This window comes from Nitratiruptor tergarcus DSM 16512, from assembly GCF_027946175.1.
Lineage (GTDB): Bacteria > Campylobacterota > Campylobacteria > Campylobacterales > Nitratiruptoraceae > Nitratiruptor > Nitratiruptor tergarcus.
In genome coordinates, this window is sequence record NZ_AP026671.1 from 79,924 (window position 1) to 94,509 (window position 14,586).

20 protein-coding genes are annotated in these 14,586 nt (G+C 38.2%); 18 read left to right on the plus strand and 2 right to left on the minus strand.

Translation table 11 applies throughout. From position 1 onward, the window contains the following. Positions 1–26 precede the first annotated feature (26 nt). From waaA to rplS, 9 genes are all read left to right on the plus strand, one after another. The gene (gene waaA / locus NITER_RS00460) at positions 27–1,172 is read left to right on the plus strand and encodes a lipid IV(A) 3-deoxy-D-manno-octulosonic acid transferase (protein ID WP_084274601.1); all 1,146 of its coding nucleotides are present in this window, start codon (positions 27–29) and stop codon (positions 1,170–1,172) included. Continuing rightward, positions 1,162–1,452 (plus strand): DUF167 domain-containing protein, encoded by a 291-nt coding sequence (locus NITER_RS00465; RefSeq protein ID WP_084274600.1) that lies wholly within the window; start codon positions 1,162–1,164, stop codon positions 1,450–1,452. The genes waaA and NITER_RS00465 overlap by 11 nt, the downstream gene beginning before the upstream one ends. Beyond that, positions 1,442–2,170, plus strand: a complete 729-nt coding sequence (locus tag NITER_RS00470) for a pseudouridine synthase family protein (RefSeq protein WP_084274599.1) — start codon at positions 1,442–1,444, stop codon at positions 2,168–2,170. Before NITER_RS00465 ends, NITER_RS00470 begins: the two co-directional genes overlap by 11 nt. A gap of 71 nt (positions 2,171–2,241) precedes the next feature. After that, entirely contained in the window at positions 2,242–3,597 is a 1,356-nt protein-coding gene (gene ffh, locus NITER_RS00475; RefSeq protein ID WP_084274598.1) for a signal recognition particle protein, read from the plus strand. Positions 3,598–3,664: 67 nt separating this feature from the next. Beyond that, positions 3,665–3,904 carry a 30S ribosomal protein S16 gene (gene rpsP, locus NITER_RS00480; protein ID WP_084274597.1) on the plus strand — a complete coding sequence of 80 codons (240 nt, stop codon included), beginning with the start codon at positions 3,665–3,667 and terminating at the stop codon, positions 3,902–3,904. Then, entirely contained in the window at positions 3,904–4,146 is a 243-nt protein-coding gene (locus NITER_RS00485; protein ID WP_084274596.1) for a KH domain-containing protein, read from the plus strand. Before rpsP ends, NITER_RS00485 begins: the two co-directional genes overlap by 1 nt. A gap of 3 nt (positions 4,147–4,149) precedes the next feature. Next, entirely contained in the window at positions 4,150–4,671 is a 522-nt protein-coding gene (gene rimM / locus NITER_RS00490; RefSeq protein ID WP_084274595.1) for a ribosome maturation factor RimM, read from the plus strand. Then, positions 4,668–5,348: a tRNA (guanosine(37)-N1)-methyltransferase TrmD gene (gene trmD / locus NITER_RS00495; RefSeq protein WP_084274594.1), complete on the plus strand. Its 681-nt coding sequence runs from the start codon at positions 4,668–4,670 to the stop codon at positions 5,346–5,348. Before rimM ends, trmD begins: the two co-directional genes overlap by 4 nt. Then, positions 5,338–5,697 (plus strand): 50S ribosomal protein L19, encoded by a 360-nt coding sequence (gene rplS / locus NITER_RS00500; RefSeq protein ID WP_084274593.1) that lies wholly within the window; start codon positions 5,338–5,340, stop codon positions 5,695–5,697. The genes trmD and rplS overlap by 11 nt, the downstream gene beginning before the upstream one ends. A gap of 13 nt (positions 5,698–5,710) precedes the next feature. Here the strand turns inward: rplS and NITER_RS00505 are convergent, their stop codons facing one another. Then, positions 5,711–6,229, minus strand: coding sequence for a phospholipase D-like domain-containing protein (locus tag NITER_RS00505; protein ID WP_084274592.1), 519 nt, complete (start codon positions 6,227–6,229; stop codon positions 5,711–5,713). A gap of 74 nt (positions 6,230–6,303) precedes the next feature. On the opposite strand from NITER_RS00505, the gene NITER_RS00510 reads away from it, so the two are divergent. The 5 genes from NITER_RS00510 (at position 6,304) to rsfS (ending at position 10,233) form a co-directional block, all read left to right on the plus strand. Continuing rightward, a complete protein-coding gene (locus NITER_RS00510; RefSeq protein ID WP_084274591.1) occupies positions 6,304–7,329 on the plus strand; it encodes a ring-infected erythrocyte surface antigen domain-containing protein in 1,026 nt (341 codons plus the stop codon). Beyond that, positions 7,326–7,949 carry a guanylate kinase gene (gmk, locus tag NITER_RS00515; RefSeq protein ID WP_084274590.1) on the plus strand — a complete coding sequence of 208 codons (624 nt, stop codon included), beginning with the start codon at positions 7,326–7,328 and terminating at the stop codon, positions 7,947–7,949. The genes NITER_RS00510 and gmk overlap by 4 nt, the downstream gene beginning before the upstream one ends. A 62-nt stretch (positions 7,950–8,011) precedes the next feature. After that, positions 8,012–8,245: a Sec-independent protein translocase subunit TatA/TatB gene (locus NITER_RS00520; protein WP_084274589.1), complete on the plus strand. Its 234-nt coding sequence runs from the start codon at positions 8,012–8,014 to the stop codon at positions 8,243–8,245. Positions 8,246–8,302: 57 nt separating this feature from the next. After that, entirely contained in the window at positions 8,303–9,886 is a 1,584-nt protein-coding gene (argS, locus tag NITER_RS00525) for an arginine--tRNA ligase (RefSeq protein WP_084274588.1), read from the plus strand. Positions 9,887–9,894: 8 nt separating this feature from the next. Then, positions 9,895–10,233 (plus strand): ribosome silencing factor, encoded by a 339-nt coding sequence (rsfS, locus tag NITER_RS00530; RefSeq protein WP_197685256.1) that lies wholly within the window; start codon positions 9,895–9,897, stop codon positions 10,231–10,233. Here rsfS and nadD read toward each other — a convergent pair. Then, a complete protein-coding gene (nadD, locus tag NITER_RS00535; protein WP_084274587.1) occupies positions 10,211–10,744 on the minus strand; it encodes a nicotinate (nicotinamide) nucleotide adenylyltransferase in 534 nt (177 codons plus the stop codon). The two genes, rsfS and nadD, sit on opposite strands and share 23 nt — an antisense overlap. 68 nt (positions 10,745–10,812) lie before the next feature. Between nadD and gap the strand changes: the two genes are divergently transcribed. From gap to fabI, 4 genes are read left to right on the plus strand one after another with little or no spacing between them, the layout of a single operon-like run. Further along, positions 10,813–11,796 carry a type I glyceraldehyde-3-phosphate dehydrogenase gene (gap, locus tag NITER_RS00540; protein ID WP_084274586.1) on the plus strand — a complete coding sequence of 328 codons (984 nt, stop codon included), beginning with the start codon at positions 10,813–10,815 and terminating at the stop codon, positions 11,794–11,796. 9 nt (positions 11,797–11,805) lie between these two features. Continuing rightward, on the plus strand, positions 11,806–13,002 hold the full coding sequence (locus NITER_RS00545) for a phosphoglycerate kinase (protein ID WP_084274585.1): 1,197 nt from the start codon (positions 11,806–11,808) through the stop codon (positions 13,000–13,002). After that, positions 13,003–13,701, plus strand: a complete 699-nt coding sequence (locus tag NITER_RS00550) for a triose-phosphate isomerase (protein ID WP_084274584.1) — start codon at positions 13,003–13,005, stop codon at positions 13,699–13,701. After that, positions 13,701–14,525 carry an enoyl-ACP reductase FabI gene (fabI, locus tag NITER_RS00555; protein WP_084274583.1) on the plus strand — a complete coding sequence of 275 codons (825 nt, stop codon included), beginning with the start codon at positions 13,701–13,703 and terminating at the stop codon, positions 14,523–14,525. The genes NITER_RS00550 and fabI overlap by 1 nt, the downstream gene beginning before the upstream one ends. The last annotated feature ends 61 nt before the right edge of the window (positions 14,526–14,586 follow it).

Here is a 14,586-nt window from a genome sequence, read left to right on the forward strand (position 1 = left end):
AAAGCCTCAGGCTCTTTTGCAAGAAGATGTTTACTGCTATTTATACTCTTATTACCACATTTGCTTATATAGTTTCTCTACCTTTTCTATTTTTTTTGCAACTAAAAAGTAAGTATCGCAATGCTATTCCAGCACGTTTTTTTCTCAAAAACAATCCGCCTTTTGCAAAAAGGGCGGTACATTTTCATGCATGTAGTTTTGGTGAAACAAAAGCATTAGAGCCTTTGGTAAAAGAGTTTAAAGAGGCAAATATCAGCGTCATTACACAAACAGGATTTGAGGCAGCAAAGGTTTATAAAAACGCTGATGTGCGCTATCTTCCTTTTGAGCCACTTTTGTGGTTTTGGCTCAAACCTATGCCAGCACTTGTGGTAATGGAAGCAGAGCTTTGGTATCTGCTCTTTTATCTGAGTAAAAAAAGAGGTGCTACAACATTTTTAATCAATGCAAGAATGAGTGATAGAAGTTTTCCAAAATATAAGCGATTTTCATGGCTTTATAAAAAGATATTTGAAAATATCGACTATGTGTATGCACAAAGTATTGAGGATGCCAAAAGACTTAGAGCCCTCGGGGCAAAAGAGGTTGAAGTTCTTGGAAATATAAAGCTTTTGCAAAAACCAGTAGTGAGTAAAACTTATGAAAAACAAAAACCTATTGTGGTTGCAGCTAGCACGCATGAGCCTGAAGAAGAAATCATAGCTACTGAATGGGTAATGCATCTAAAAGATAAGACCACTCTCGTTGTTGTGCCTAGGCATCCAGAGCGCTTTGATGAGGTGGATGAGCTTTTAGAGCACATTGCAAAGAGAGAAGGACTCTCATACCATAGACTTAGTGAAAATCCAACGTTAAGTGGTGATATTGTATTGGTTGATAAGTTAGGTGAGCTTGTTAATATTTATACAGTAAGTGATCTTGTCATACTTGGGGGAAGTTTTATTGAAGGCATTGGTGGACATAATCCTTTAGAGCCTGCCTTTTTTCATAAACCTATCATCAGTGGTCCTCACTTTCATAACCATAAAGAGAGTTATGGGTATGTAAAAGGGATAAAGATTGTTGCACCGCAAGATCTAGCAGATGCATTGGAGCAAAAATGGCAGCCAACCTCTATTAAAGCATCTGTAGATCTCTCGCCTCTTGTTGAAAGGATCAAAAGTGTGGTATAAAATAGATGGAAACGTAGTGCATCTTTTTATCAAAGCGCAACCCAATGCTTCCAAAAATAAGATTGCGGGAATCCTCGGAGATTCACTCAAAATTGCAATCAAAGCGCCAGCAGTTGAGGGAGCTGCAAACAAAGAGCTAGTAAAATTTTTGAGTAAAACATTTAAAGTAGCAAAGAGTGATATTGTTTTTGCCAGTGGTGAGACAAGTAAAAGAAAACATATTACAATGCCTTATAACGAAAAAGTAGCAGCATTTATAAAGGAAATGGATGAAGGATAAAGCCTATAAAGTTTTGGCGCAGCAGCTTGGAATCTCAAACAAAAAAGCAAAAGAGCTTATCGATAGAGGCCTAGTCTATGTAGGTGATCGCAAAGTGCAAATTGCACGGGGTGAAATAGATACCAAGACAAAATTTCGCATAAAACAGCTTGAAAAGCCAGAAGTTCTCTATGAAGATGAGAAGATCTTAGCAATCAATAAGCCAGCACATATTACGAGTGAAGAGATTAAACGAGATAGTGGGTATGAGCTGCTTCATCGTCTCGATAAAGAAACAAGTGGAGTTTTGCTGCTAGTAAAAGATAAAGAGTTTCGTAAAAAGGCTATTGAGGAGTTTAAAAATCAGCGAGTCTATAAAGAGTATGTAGCTTGGGTGGAAGGCATAGTAGCAGAACCCTATGAGGTAGATCTGCCAATTTTGACAATCAAAAAAAATGGTAGAGCAAAAAGCCGGGTGTCTCGCTCAAAAGGCGCACCAGCTCATACATCAATTGAGCCATTGGAAATACATGGGAAAAAAACCAAAGTCAAAGCTATCATTACCACTGGACGTACGCATCAAATACGTCTCCATTTAGCACGAACGGACCATCCAATTTTGGGAGATACACTCTATGGTGGTAGGCCATGGAAACGGATTATGCTCCATGCTAAAAAGATTGAGCTTTTAGGATATAGTTTTACGGCACCAGAGCCAAAAGATTTTGTTATCCAATAAAAATTAAATTTAGCTAAAATTAATGTACTTTTAAGTAAAATTGCAAACTCAAAAACTATAAGGGGAGAGATTTGTTTGAAACGCTTTCAAACTCTTTTAGCAGTGCATTAAAAAAGATTCGATTCAAAGATGATGAAAAAGCACTGAAAAAAGCACTGGCTGAACTCAAAAAGAGTCTTTTAAAAGCTGATGTGCACCATAAAGTTGTCAAAGAGCTTTTACAGCGTGTCGAGCTTGATACCAAAGCTGCTGGTATTGGAAGAGACTCCTTTTTAAAAGCGCTTCAAAAAAATCTTACCCAAATCCTCACTGCTCCGGGGAAACAGGGCTTTGTCTATGCGAGTAAACCGCCTACGGTGGTTTTGATGACAGGTTTGCAAGGTAGCGGTAAGACTACTACAACAGGAAAACTAGCAAACTACCTCAAACTCCGTGGCAAGAAAGTTTTAGTTGTAGCTGCGGATTTGCAAAGATTAGCTGCAGTTGAGCAGCTAAGACAGATTGCGCAGCAGATAGATGTGGATTTTTTTGGAGAAGAGGATGAAAAAGATCCTGTAAAAGTAGTGAATGACGCGCTTAAACTTGCTCGCGAAAAGCTTTATGATGTGGTACTCATAGATACTGCAGGGCGGCTTGCTATTGATGAAGCATTGATGGAGGAGCTAAAACGCGTAAAAGAGGCAGCAAATCCAGATGAGGTCTTCTATGTAGCTGACTCTTTGACAGGACAAGATGCGGTAAGAAGTGCTGCAAAATTTAATGAAGATATAGGCATTACTGGTGTAATTCTTACAAAATATGATGGTGATAGCAAAGGTGGTGTTGCTATTTCTCTTGCTCATCAAATAGGTGTTCCTCTGCGCTTTATTGGTACTGGTGAAAAGATGCCAGATTTGGAAGTGTTTATTCCAGAGCGTATTACCAACCGATTGATGGGTGCAGGTGATATTGAGTCATTAGCAGAAAAGACAGCAGCTGTTATTGATGAGAAGCAGGCGAAAAAGATTAGCAAAAAGATTGCAAAAGGAAAATTTAATTTTGAAGACTTTCTTGAGCAGCTAGAATCTATGAAAAAGATGGGAAGCCTTAAAAATCTCATCTCTATGATCCCTGGTATGGGAAATATGGCAAAAGCCATTAAAGATTTGGATCTTGAAAACTCCAAAGAGATTAAAAAAATTAAAGCAATGATTAACTCCATGACACCAAAAGAGCGTAAAGATCCGGATCTCATACTCAAAAATAATTCTCGCAAGCGTAGAATTGCTCAAGGGGCAGGACTGAGTCAACAAGAGGTGAATAAGATCCTCAAACAGTTTAACAATGCAGCCAAGTTTGCCAAAAAGTTTGCTGGTAAAAAGGGTATGCAAGATATGCAAAATCTCATGAAGCAGATGGGTGGACAGGGAATGCCGCCAATTCGCTAATATTTTAGCCACTTTACATCCAGGTGTGAAGTGGTTAGAATATTAAACTTAAAAAGGAGAAAACTCAATGACAGTAATCAGACTTGCACGTTTTGGTAGAAAGAAAAAGCCATTTTATAGAATTGTAGTAACAGATAGCAGAAAAAGAAGAGATAGTGGATGGATCGAAATTATAGGCTACTACAATCCTCTTACAGAGCCATCAACTGCAAAAATCGATAAAGATCGCCTCAACTATTGGCTTAGTGTTGGTGCAAAAATGAGCGATCGTGTGAAAAAAATTAGTGAATGGGCGGAAGCTAAATAATGGTAAAAGATTTTGTAGAGAAATTTGCAAAACTTTTAGCGAATCATCCAGAAGATATAGAAGTTGTACTTAATCAAGTCAACGAAAATTACAGCGAAATCACCATCTATGCCAATAAAGCTGATGCGGGAAAAATTATTGGCAAAGAGGGTAAGATGATAGGTGCTATAAAAACGGTAATTTCAGGCTGTAAAGCGAAGGATGGAGTAAGCTACAAAGTTAATGTCCAGCCAAAGGAGTAGCGAGTGAAAAAGCTGGCTATAGCCAGGCTAGGGCGTAGTGTAGGTCTCAAAGGAGAGATGCGTTTTTTCGATCTCTCTGATTTTCCCGAGCAGTTTCAAGAGGGTGCTTCTTTTGAGAGCGATAGAGGAAAACTTACCATTGAGCGAATTAATCCACAGCGCGGAACTATTAAATTCGTAGGCATCAATACTCCAGAAGATGCAAAAAAACTGACCAACGCATATCTTTATAGTGATGAGCAAAAAAGCAAAGAGCAATTGAACCTCAATGAGGGGGAGTACTTCTGGTTTGAAATAATAGGGCTAGATATTTATGAAAATAGCGAGTATTTAGGAAAAGTCCAAGATATCCAAAGAATGCCACAGAGTGATTATCTTCTTGTGCAAACTGCACCAGATCTTATACAGAAGAATCTGCCAAAGAGTTTTTTGCTTCCCTTTAGCGATCCATTTATAGTAGATGTAGATCTACAAAAGAGACGCATTGTAGTTGCTGGGGCAAGAGATATTCTGGAAGCTTCATGAAGATAACCTATCTTACACTTTTTCCCCAGTTGATGGAGTGCTATTTTAGCGACTCAATTCTTGCAAGGGCTCTTGCAAAAAACCTCTTTTCGATTGAGTTTGTAGATTTTCGAAAATTTAGTAAAGACAAACATAAAAAAGTTGATAAGCAAAAAGTTGGTGGTGGAGCTGGTATGCTGCTAGAGCCAGAACCCATTGCCAGCGCACTCAAGGCATGTACAGATAAAAATTCATGGGTGATTTTTTTGACACCTGCTGCCAAGCCATTCAAGCAAAAAGATGCAAAGAGGCTTGCCAAAAAAGAGCACATAGTCTTTGTTTGTGGAAGATATGAAGGATTTGATGAGAGGCTTATTGAGATCTATGCTGATGAGGTTTTAAGTCTGGGTGATTTTGTGCTCACAGGCGGTGAGCTTGCTGCTCTTGCTATGAGTGATGCTATTGTGCGTAATATTCCAGGAGTTTTAGGCAATGAGGAGTCGCTGCAAGAGGAGAGTTTTGAAAAAGAACTCCTGGAAGCTCCAGCTTTTACAAAGCCAAATCTCTTTCAAGGTAAACATATAGTTTTAGAGTTCTTAAAGGGAAATCATAGTAAAATTAGCGCCTTAAAATATGATATGGCTGTAATGAGGACACGATATTATAGACCTGATAAAAGGATAGAGGATGAGAAATAAATATATCGAGCATTTCGAAAAAGCGCAACTTGAGCAAAAGAGTGTACCTGAATTTAAAGCAGGCGATACTGTAAGAGTGGCAGTAGAGATTAAAGAGGGTGACAAAAAAAGAATCCAGAATTTCGAAGGTGTCTGTATCGCTATTCGTGGTGAAGGTACTGGACGCACCTTTACAGTAAGAAAAATTGGTGCTAACAATATTGGAGTTGAGAGAATTTTCCCACTCTATAGCGATAGTATTAAAGATATCAAAGTAATTAGACGCGGACGTGTAAGAAGAGCAAAACTCTACTATCTCAGAGAGAGACGCGGAAAAGCTGCTAGAATTAAAGAGCTTGGCAGAAAATAGTTTCTGCCCTCTTTTAGTATTCTTGTGCCTTTCTAAAAATCCTTTCAAAAGTTGTTAATGCTTTTTTTGCTAAAGCATAGTTCTTTGCAAAATAGATTAGCTCATAATTTCTTTTAAAAGCAGAATTTGTCCAGTTAGCAGATCCAAAAACGAGTTTTTTATTGTCAAAAATAGCTAGTTTAAGATGCATTTTTCCATAAAATTCTCCTCGTTTGGAGTATTTTCCCCGAATGAGACGTACTTTGATGTTTTTGTATTTTGCAAGATAACCAATTTTAGAATATCTATCTTTCATGCTTTGCTCATAATCACTTACTAGACGAATTTTCACACCCCTTCTTGCAGCATTTTTGATATGTTTGGCAATTGTGCGATTGGTGAGACTATACATTGCTATATCTATAGAACTATGAGCTTTGTCTATCCATGAAAGAAGTTTTGTTTGTGCCTGTTTTGATTGGAAAGGCATAAAATAGAGATCATCCGCTAATAAAACCAGTGACAAAATCGATAATAACAGAAACTTTTTCATGCAACTCCTTTGTATCTGAAATTGTTATTAAAGCAAAAAAATATTAAAATAAAGAAAATCTGAAGGGATTGACGATGAAACTGTTGCTTATAAATAAAAACCCTGTAGTTTCTCGTATGATGCTTATGAGTGTACCAAAAGCAGGATTTGAAATAGAAGAGTGTGATAATGTGTATGATCTTCCAACTGGTCATTATGAAGTAGTGGTTATTGATGATGAGATGTATGATGAAAATTTTATGCATGATATAAAACAGAATATTCAATATCAAAAAATTGGTCTCATTACAGGAACCAAAAATGCAGCTATTGATGAGTTTGATTTTGTACTGCATAAACCATTTTTGCCAACAGATTTGATGGAAATTTTGCGAGAGGTGAAAGCATCTCTTGTTCCTCAAGAAGAAAAAGAAGAGGAGACTCATGAAGAACCTTTTAAAAAGTTTTTAGCTGCAGAAGAAGAGGAGATAGAAAAGGAGTTTATAAAAGAGTTTGAACCGAGTGCTTCTTTGACTACTGAGCCAATTGTAGAAATAGAAGAGAGCAAAGAAGAGTCACCATTTGTCAAAGAAGAGTTGGATAAAAGTGGGATTCTAGATGAAAAAGAGATAGAAAAAGTAAGTCAACTTCTCGAAGATAATTTTATAAAAGAGGGTGAGCCAAGTGATTTAGTAGCAGGTGAGATAACACCACTCAAAGAGGAGAGTGAGTCAGCACATTCGATGATGGGTGAGATTGCACCATTGAATGAAGAAAAGAGAGAACTTGAGCCATCTTTGCACTCTCTTGAAGATATTGTTCCTACCTCGAGCGAGTCTCCAGAGTCTATTCTCACTTCCTTACATGAAGAGCCTCAAGAGACACCAGAGCAACCATTTAAAGAAGAGGAAATTGTAAGTGCAGAGCAAGCAGCAGTTGAAGAGAGCACAGAAGAACAACAACAAAAAAGCAGTGAAGTTGAAGAAAGGGCTTCTTCTCAACCACAAGAGCAGAATATACAAAAAGAGCTCACTCAATTAGGCGTTGATAAGCTGCGAGAATTGCTTGATGGCATGCAAATCGATATTACAATCAAAATAAGTTTTCCGGATAAGCAATGATTTTTCACAAAGGAACTTTACTTGTGCTTTCTGGGCCAAGTGGTTCTGGCAAAAGCACACTTATTCATACAATACTTCAGCATATAGATAATGTCTACTTTAGTATTTCCACTACAACCAGAGCAAAAAGAGAAGGGGAAGTGGATGGAAGGGATTACTATTTTGTAAGCCGTGAGCAGTTTGAGAAAGAGATTGCAGCAGGAGAGTTTTTAGAGTGGGCAAATGTACACGGTAACTACTACGGTACATCCATAAAACCAGTCAAAAAAGCAGTAGAAGCTGGAAAACTTGTTCTTTTTGATATAGATGTGCAAGGTTTTATGAGTATAAAGAAGAGTCCATTTGCAAAAATACTCACCTCTGTTTTCATTACAACGCCTACTATGAGTGAACTTGAAAGGCGTCTTATTGCTCGAGGCAGCGATACAGAAGAGACTATCAAAAAACGTCTTGCAAATGCGCAAAAAGAGATAACATATATGCCTCACTATGATTATATTTTGATAAATAGTGATCTGCAGCAATCGCAAGAGCAGATTTTAGCTATCGCAAAGGCTGCACGCCTTAAACGAGCAGAAGATGAGATAGGAGAGTTTATTAATTATTGGAAAGAGCATTAATAATAATGCCACATTAAGAAAAATTTAGTATTATTTTGCATAATAAATAGTAAGGAGAAAAAATGGGTATGCCAAGTATGCCAGAGTTGTTAGTAATTTTAGCAATAGTTGTGCTGCTTTTTGGAGCTAAAAAGATCCCAGAACTTGCAAAAGGTCTTGGAAGTGGGATTAAAAATTTTAAAAAAGCGATGAAAGAGGATGAAGAGGAGATAGCTACTGATACAAAAAAAGAGATTGAACAAAAAAGTGAAACAGCCTCAACTTCACAAACTACTACAGAAAAAAAAGAAGCATAATTCTCTAAGCAGATGCTTTCTGCTTAGTTCCGCCATTTTATCTCAAAGGACATAGACTTGAAAAGACGTGTGCAGGAAGAGCTGCAAAAAATTGCAAAGAGATCTATTGTTTTAGAAAAGCCAAAAGAGAAAAAATTTGGTCACTATGCTACACCTATCGCATTTGCATTGGCAAAAGAGCTGCGAAAATCTCCTATGCAGATAGCTGACGAGCTTGCAAAAAGTTTTGAAGAATCCCCACTTTTTGAAAGAGTTGAGCCTATTAAAGGGTATGTCAATTTTAAACTGAGTGAACAGTTTATGAGTGACTATGCTACTTGGGCACTCAAAAATGAGGAACTTTTTGGAAGTGATGAACAAAGTGAGAGGATCTTACTTGAATTTGTCAGTGCCAACCCAACAGGCCCACTTCATATTGGTCATGCCAGAGGAGCAGTTATAGGAGAGGCTCTGAGCCGCATTGGACGCCATTTAGGAAATGATATATCTAAAGAGTACTATATAAATGATGCAGGAAATCAAATCTATTTGCTAGGACTCTCTATCTTTTTAGCAGCAAGAGAGCAACTTGGCAAAAATGTTACTTGGCCAGAGGAGTATTATAGAGGAGATTATATTAAGGACTTGGCAAAAGAGGCGATAGAGGAGTTTGGCGAGGAGTTTTTTGAAGAAGAGAGCAATATAGAGCAGTTGAGCGAGTGGGGAAAAGAGAAGATGATGGATCTGATTCGATCCAATCTTGCTGCTGTTGGCATCGAGTTTGATAGCTTTGTCAGTGAAAAATCCCTCTATAGCAAATGGGATGAGGTACTGCATATCCTCAAAGAGCATGGTGCAATTTATGAAAAAGATGGAAAAGTGTGGCTGCGCTCTAGTGAGTATGGGGATGAAAAAGATAGAGTAGTAGTACGAGAAGATGGCCGTCCTACCTATTTAGCTGGTGATATAATTTACCATTGGGAGAAGTTTCAAAGAGGATATGATCGCTATATCAATATCTGGGGAGCAGATCACCATGGTTACATAGCACGCGTGAAAGCTGCTATCAAGTTTTTAGGCTACGATCCTGATAAGCTTGAGATTATCTTAGCGCAAATGGTCTCTTTGCTTAAAGGGGGAGAGCCGTATAGGATGAGTAAGCGTGCTGGCAATTTTATACTTATGAGTGAAGTAGTCGAAGAGATTGGAGCTGATGCGCTCAAATTTATTTTTTTGAGCAAAAAGAGTGATACACACCTTGAGTTTGATGTGGATATGCTTAAAAATGAGGATAGCTCTAATCCCGTCTATTATATCAACTATGCCCATGCGAGGATCAATTCAGTATTAGAAAAGGCTGGTAAAAGTGTAGAAGATGTTATTGATGTAGATTTGACAAATCTCAATGAGGATGCAAAAGATCTCCTCTTCAATGCCCTATTACTTCCAGAAGTTTTAGAAGATGCTTTTGCTAAGCGGGAGCTTCAGCGGCTCACAGATTATCTCAAATCTCTTGCTGCACAACTGCATAGTTTTTATAATAAACACAAAGTAATAGGCACGCCATATGAAGAGAAATATCTCAAGCTCTTTTTGGTAGTAGCTTTATCAATACGTGTGGGACTGAGACTTTTGGGAATAGAAGCAAAATATAAGATGTAAGGAGAAGAATGCGCTCAATTGATGAAAGATGCAAAGATATCAAAGAGCTTCTCGAAAATAAAAAAGGAGAAGAGGTTACAGTTATTAATACTGAAAATGGAGACTATTTTGTACAGCGTGTGGTTATAGCTACCGCACTGAGCGATAAACATACAGCCGCCCTTCTAGATCATATGAAAGAGGAGCTCAAACCAAAGGGTGAAGAGTTTTTAAAAGTGCAAGAGGGGGATGAGTGGATTGTAGTTGATTTGGGAGATATCCTCGTGCACCTTATGACGCAAGCCTATCGCAATAAATATAAAATAGAAGATTTTTTACGCGATCTTATGAGTGGTAAAAACGTATAATCTCATTTGCAACAATTGGTGGCAAAAATCGCTTTATAGGTTTTTGCCGCAGTTGTGTTGAGCTAATTGGAATATCTACAAGTAATTTTTTGAAATCTCCTTTGATTTTGAATCCTTTGCGAGTAGCGACTACAAATTCTACCTCTTTTTTTAGCTTTTTATAACTTTTCCATAAATGGAGTTTTTCAAGGTTATCACTGCCAATGATGTAGTAGATCTTTTTTGGAGCAAAGCGCTTTTTGATATACGTAACTGTTTCAATTGCGTATGTAACGCGTCCTTGGCGAATCTCAAAATCGCAAATTTTTACTCTTTTTTGATAGAGAAAAATTTTTTTAAGCCAGCGCAGACGCAGTGTCGGAGGAGCGGCGAAATGGTGTTTGAATGGATTGAGATAAGTAGGTACGATTATAAGATAATCGATATCGAGCTGCTCTAGTGCTATTTTTGCGATTTGTAGATGTCCTTTGTGAGGTGGGTCGAAACTTCCTCCAAAAATAGCTATGCGCATTTAACTCCTTTTAACCAAAATTATAGTTATGTTTAGCTAAAATCTTTCAAAATATTTGAGGGTAGTTGATGGCGATTCGTTTGGCAATAAATGGTTTTGGAAGAATCGGACGAGCAGTAGTTCGTAATCTTGATGGCGATTTTGAGCTTATTGCCATTAATGACATTATGAGTACGCAAATGATGGCGTATCTGCTGCAAAATGATTCTGTGCATGGCAGATGTGCCAAAGATATACGCTACATCGATGAGCAAACATTGCAAATAGATGGTAAAGAGGTGCATATTTCCCATCACAGCGATCCCAAAGATATCGATTTTCTTGATGCAGATGTAGTGATAGAGGCTACTGGCAAATTTTTGAGCTATGAGCTTGCAAAATTTCATTTAAAAAGTGCTAGAAAAGTGATTCTTTCTGCCCCAGCAATTGACGATACACCAACGTTTGTATATGGTATCAATCATACTGAGTACAAAGGTCAAAATTTTATCTCTAATGCTAGCTGCACTACTAACTGTCTTGCTCCTATAGTGTGGCTTCTTGAGCGTGAATTTGGCATAGAGAAAGGATTGATGACTACAATTCATAGCTACACTATCGATCAAAACCTCCTCGATAGTGATCACAAGCGTGAAATTCGCCGTAGCCGTGCAGCCGCAGTGAATATTATCCCAACTACCACTGGTGCAGCGAGAGCTATTTTTAAAGTCTTGCCAACTCTAAAAGGCAAGCTTGATGGAAGAAGTGTGCGCGTACCTGTTGCAGATGTTTCACTTATGGATCTTGATATAGTATTAAAAAAAAGTGTGACAAAAGATGCAGTGAATCAGCTTTTTAAAAAAGCTGCTAGCCAAGAGTTAGCGGGAGTGCTACATGTAGATGAGGAGTATAGAGTCTCGCAAGACTTTTTGGGATCTGCTTATAGTTCTATTGTAGCAGCTGATCTTACGCAAGTGATTGATGGAAATCTAGTAAAAATTATGAGCTGGTATGACAATGAGTGGGGCTATGCCAACAGGCTTCTTGATATGGCAAAATGGATTACACAGTAAAGGAGAGATATGCATATAAAATCGATTAAAGAGCTTGAACTACAGCCTGGCGATAGTGTATTTATACGCTGTGATTTTAATGTTCCTTTGGATGAGTATGGCAATATTACAGACGATAGACGTATTCGCGCAGCGCTCCAAACAATTCGCTATTGTTTAGACAATGAGTGTAAGATTGTGCTAGCAAGCCATCTTGGAAGACCAAAGGGATTTGATGAGAAGTACTCATTAAAACCTGTTGCTAAGAGACTCCATACACTCTTAAAACATGAGATCATCATGGCAAAAGATGTGGTAGGTGAAGATGCACACCAGAAGTTTTCTCAGTTACAGCCAGGTGAAATTTTACTTTTGGAAAATCTTCGTTTCGAGCCTGGAGAGACAAAAAATGATCCTGCATTTGCAAAGCAGCTAAGTGAATTTGGAACATTTTATATCAATGATGCATTTGGTGTAAGCCACAGAGCACATGCTTCAGTTGAGGCAATTACACACTATTATGATGTAAACCATAAAGCGGCTGGATTTTTACTTCTCAAAGAGATTAAATATCTCTATAAACTTTTGCAAAATCCAACACGCCCATTTCTAGCCATTGTAGGAGGGAGTAAGGTCTCAGGCAAGCTGGGTGCTCTCATTAATCTCTTGCCAAAAGTGGATAAGATGATTATTGGTGGAGGAATGGCTTTTACATTTCTCAAAGCTCTTGGAGAGGAGGTTGGAAAGAGTCTTGTAGAAGAGGAACTTGTTCCAGAAGCTATGAAAATTATGGAAGAGGCTAAAAGACTTGGCGTTAAACTCTATCTTCCAGTCGATTTTGTTGTGGCTCCTGAGCTCAAAGAGGATGCCCCAGTAAAATTTGTGACATTCAAAGAGATTCCAAAAGATTGGATGGGTTTGGATATTGGTCTAGCCTCTACAAGACTCTTTCGCGAAGCACTCAATGATGTACAGACAATTCTTTGGAATGGGCCTATGGGGGTATTTGAGATAGATAAATTTGCACGGGGCTCAATCAAACTTGCAAATTATGTAGCAGAGAGCTATGCAACGAAAATCATAGGGGGTGGAGATACTGCAAGTCTTATTAGCAAAGCTGGTGTAGATGATGAAATGACATTTATCTCTACAGGTGGAGGAGCTAGTCTTGAGTTGCTTGAAGGCAAAGAGCTTCCTGGCATTAAGGCATTGATGGTGGAGGATTAGATGATTCTTGCAGCAAATTTTAAAATGAATCATACAAGAGCCTCTACAAGAGCTTATTTGCAAAAACTGGAATCGATTGATAAAGGTGACGTAGCACTTTACCTCTTTCCTCCTTTTACAGCTCTTGATAACTATGATACCGCAGTTGCAACTATTGGTGCGCAAAATGCCTATTGTGCCCAAAGTGGCTCTTATACTGGTGAGATAGGCTTAGAGCAGCTTGAAGAGTTTGGGATTAAAACCCTCATTTTAGGTCACAGCGAGCGGCGTCATCTTTTTGGAGAGAGTCAAGAACTTATTACTAAAAAATTTGCTTTTTTTAAAGAGCAGGGATTTACTATCTTTTATTGTGTTGGTGAGACGCAAGAGGTGCGTGAAAGTGGCAGTACGGAGCTGATATACTCCTACATCGAGCAGCAGTTAGAAGGTATCGATGTAGCGTATGAAAAACTTATTGTTGCTTATGAGCCTGTTTGGGCAATAGGAACAGGAAAAACAGCTACGACAGAAGATATAGCTACAATGCTTGAGTTTCTGCGTACAAAAACAAAACGACCGCTTTTGTATGGTGGAAGTGTCAAACCACAAAATATTGCGCAGATTTTACAAGTACCAGAGTGCGAGGGGGCTTTGATTGGGACAGCTAGTTGGAATGTGGATACATTTATGACAATGATTAACATAGCAAAGGAGCTTTAATGGGTTTGATGGAAGGAAAAAAAGGGTTAATTGTAGGTGTTGCAAATAATAAATCGATTGCATATGGAATCGCAAAAGCGTGCCATAGAGAAGGAGCCAAGCTTGCTTTTACCTATTTGAATGATTCAATAAAAAAGAGAGTTGATCCAATAGCACAAGAGTTTGGCAGTGACAATGTCTATAAGCTAGATGTTGCAAATAAAGAGGAGTTTGAAAAGCTTAAGAAAGCTTTGGAAAAGGATTTTGGAAAACTAGATTTTTTAGTACACTCTGTCGCCTTTGCTCCAAGGGAAGCTCTAGATGGACGATTTGTCAATACAAGCAAAGAGGCTTTTGAAATTGCAATGAATATATCAGTTTACTCTCTTATTGAACTTACTCGTGAGCTTTTACCACTCATGCAAGAGGGGGCAAGTATTGTGACACTGAGTTATTTAGGATCGGTACGGTATATTCCTCATTATAATGTTATGGGTGTTGCAAAAGCAGCTTTAGAAGCGAGTGTACGTTACCTTGCTGCAGATTTAGGTCCTCAAGGAATTCGCGTGAATGCAATTAGCGCAGGACCAATTAAAACTTTAGCTGCCAGTGGCATAGGAGATTTTCGTACTATTCTTAAATGGAATGAATTCAATGCACCTTTAAGAAAAAATGTAACAATTGATGAAGTAGGAAATAGTGCAATGTATCTGCTCAGTGACCTCGCTAGTGGTGTTACGGGAGAGGTACACTATGTAGATGCTGGCTATCATATCATGGGATTAGCCGAAGTAGAAGAGGTAGATGGTAAAACAGTGCTCGTTTGGGATCAAAATAAAGATTAAATGGCAAAAAAATAACAATAGTTTAAGGAAAGTTTGCTATAATTTTTCGTGTGAACCTATA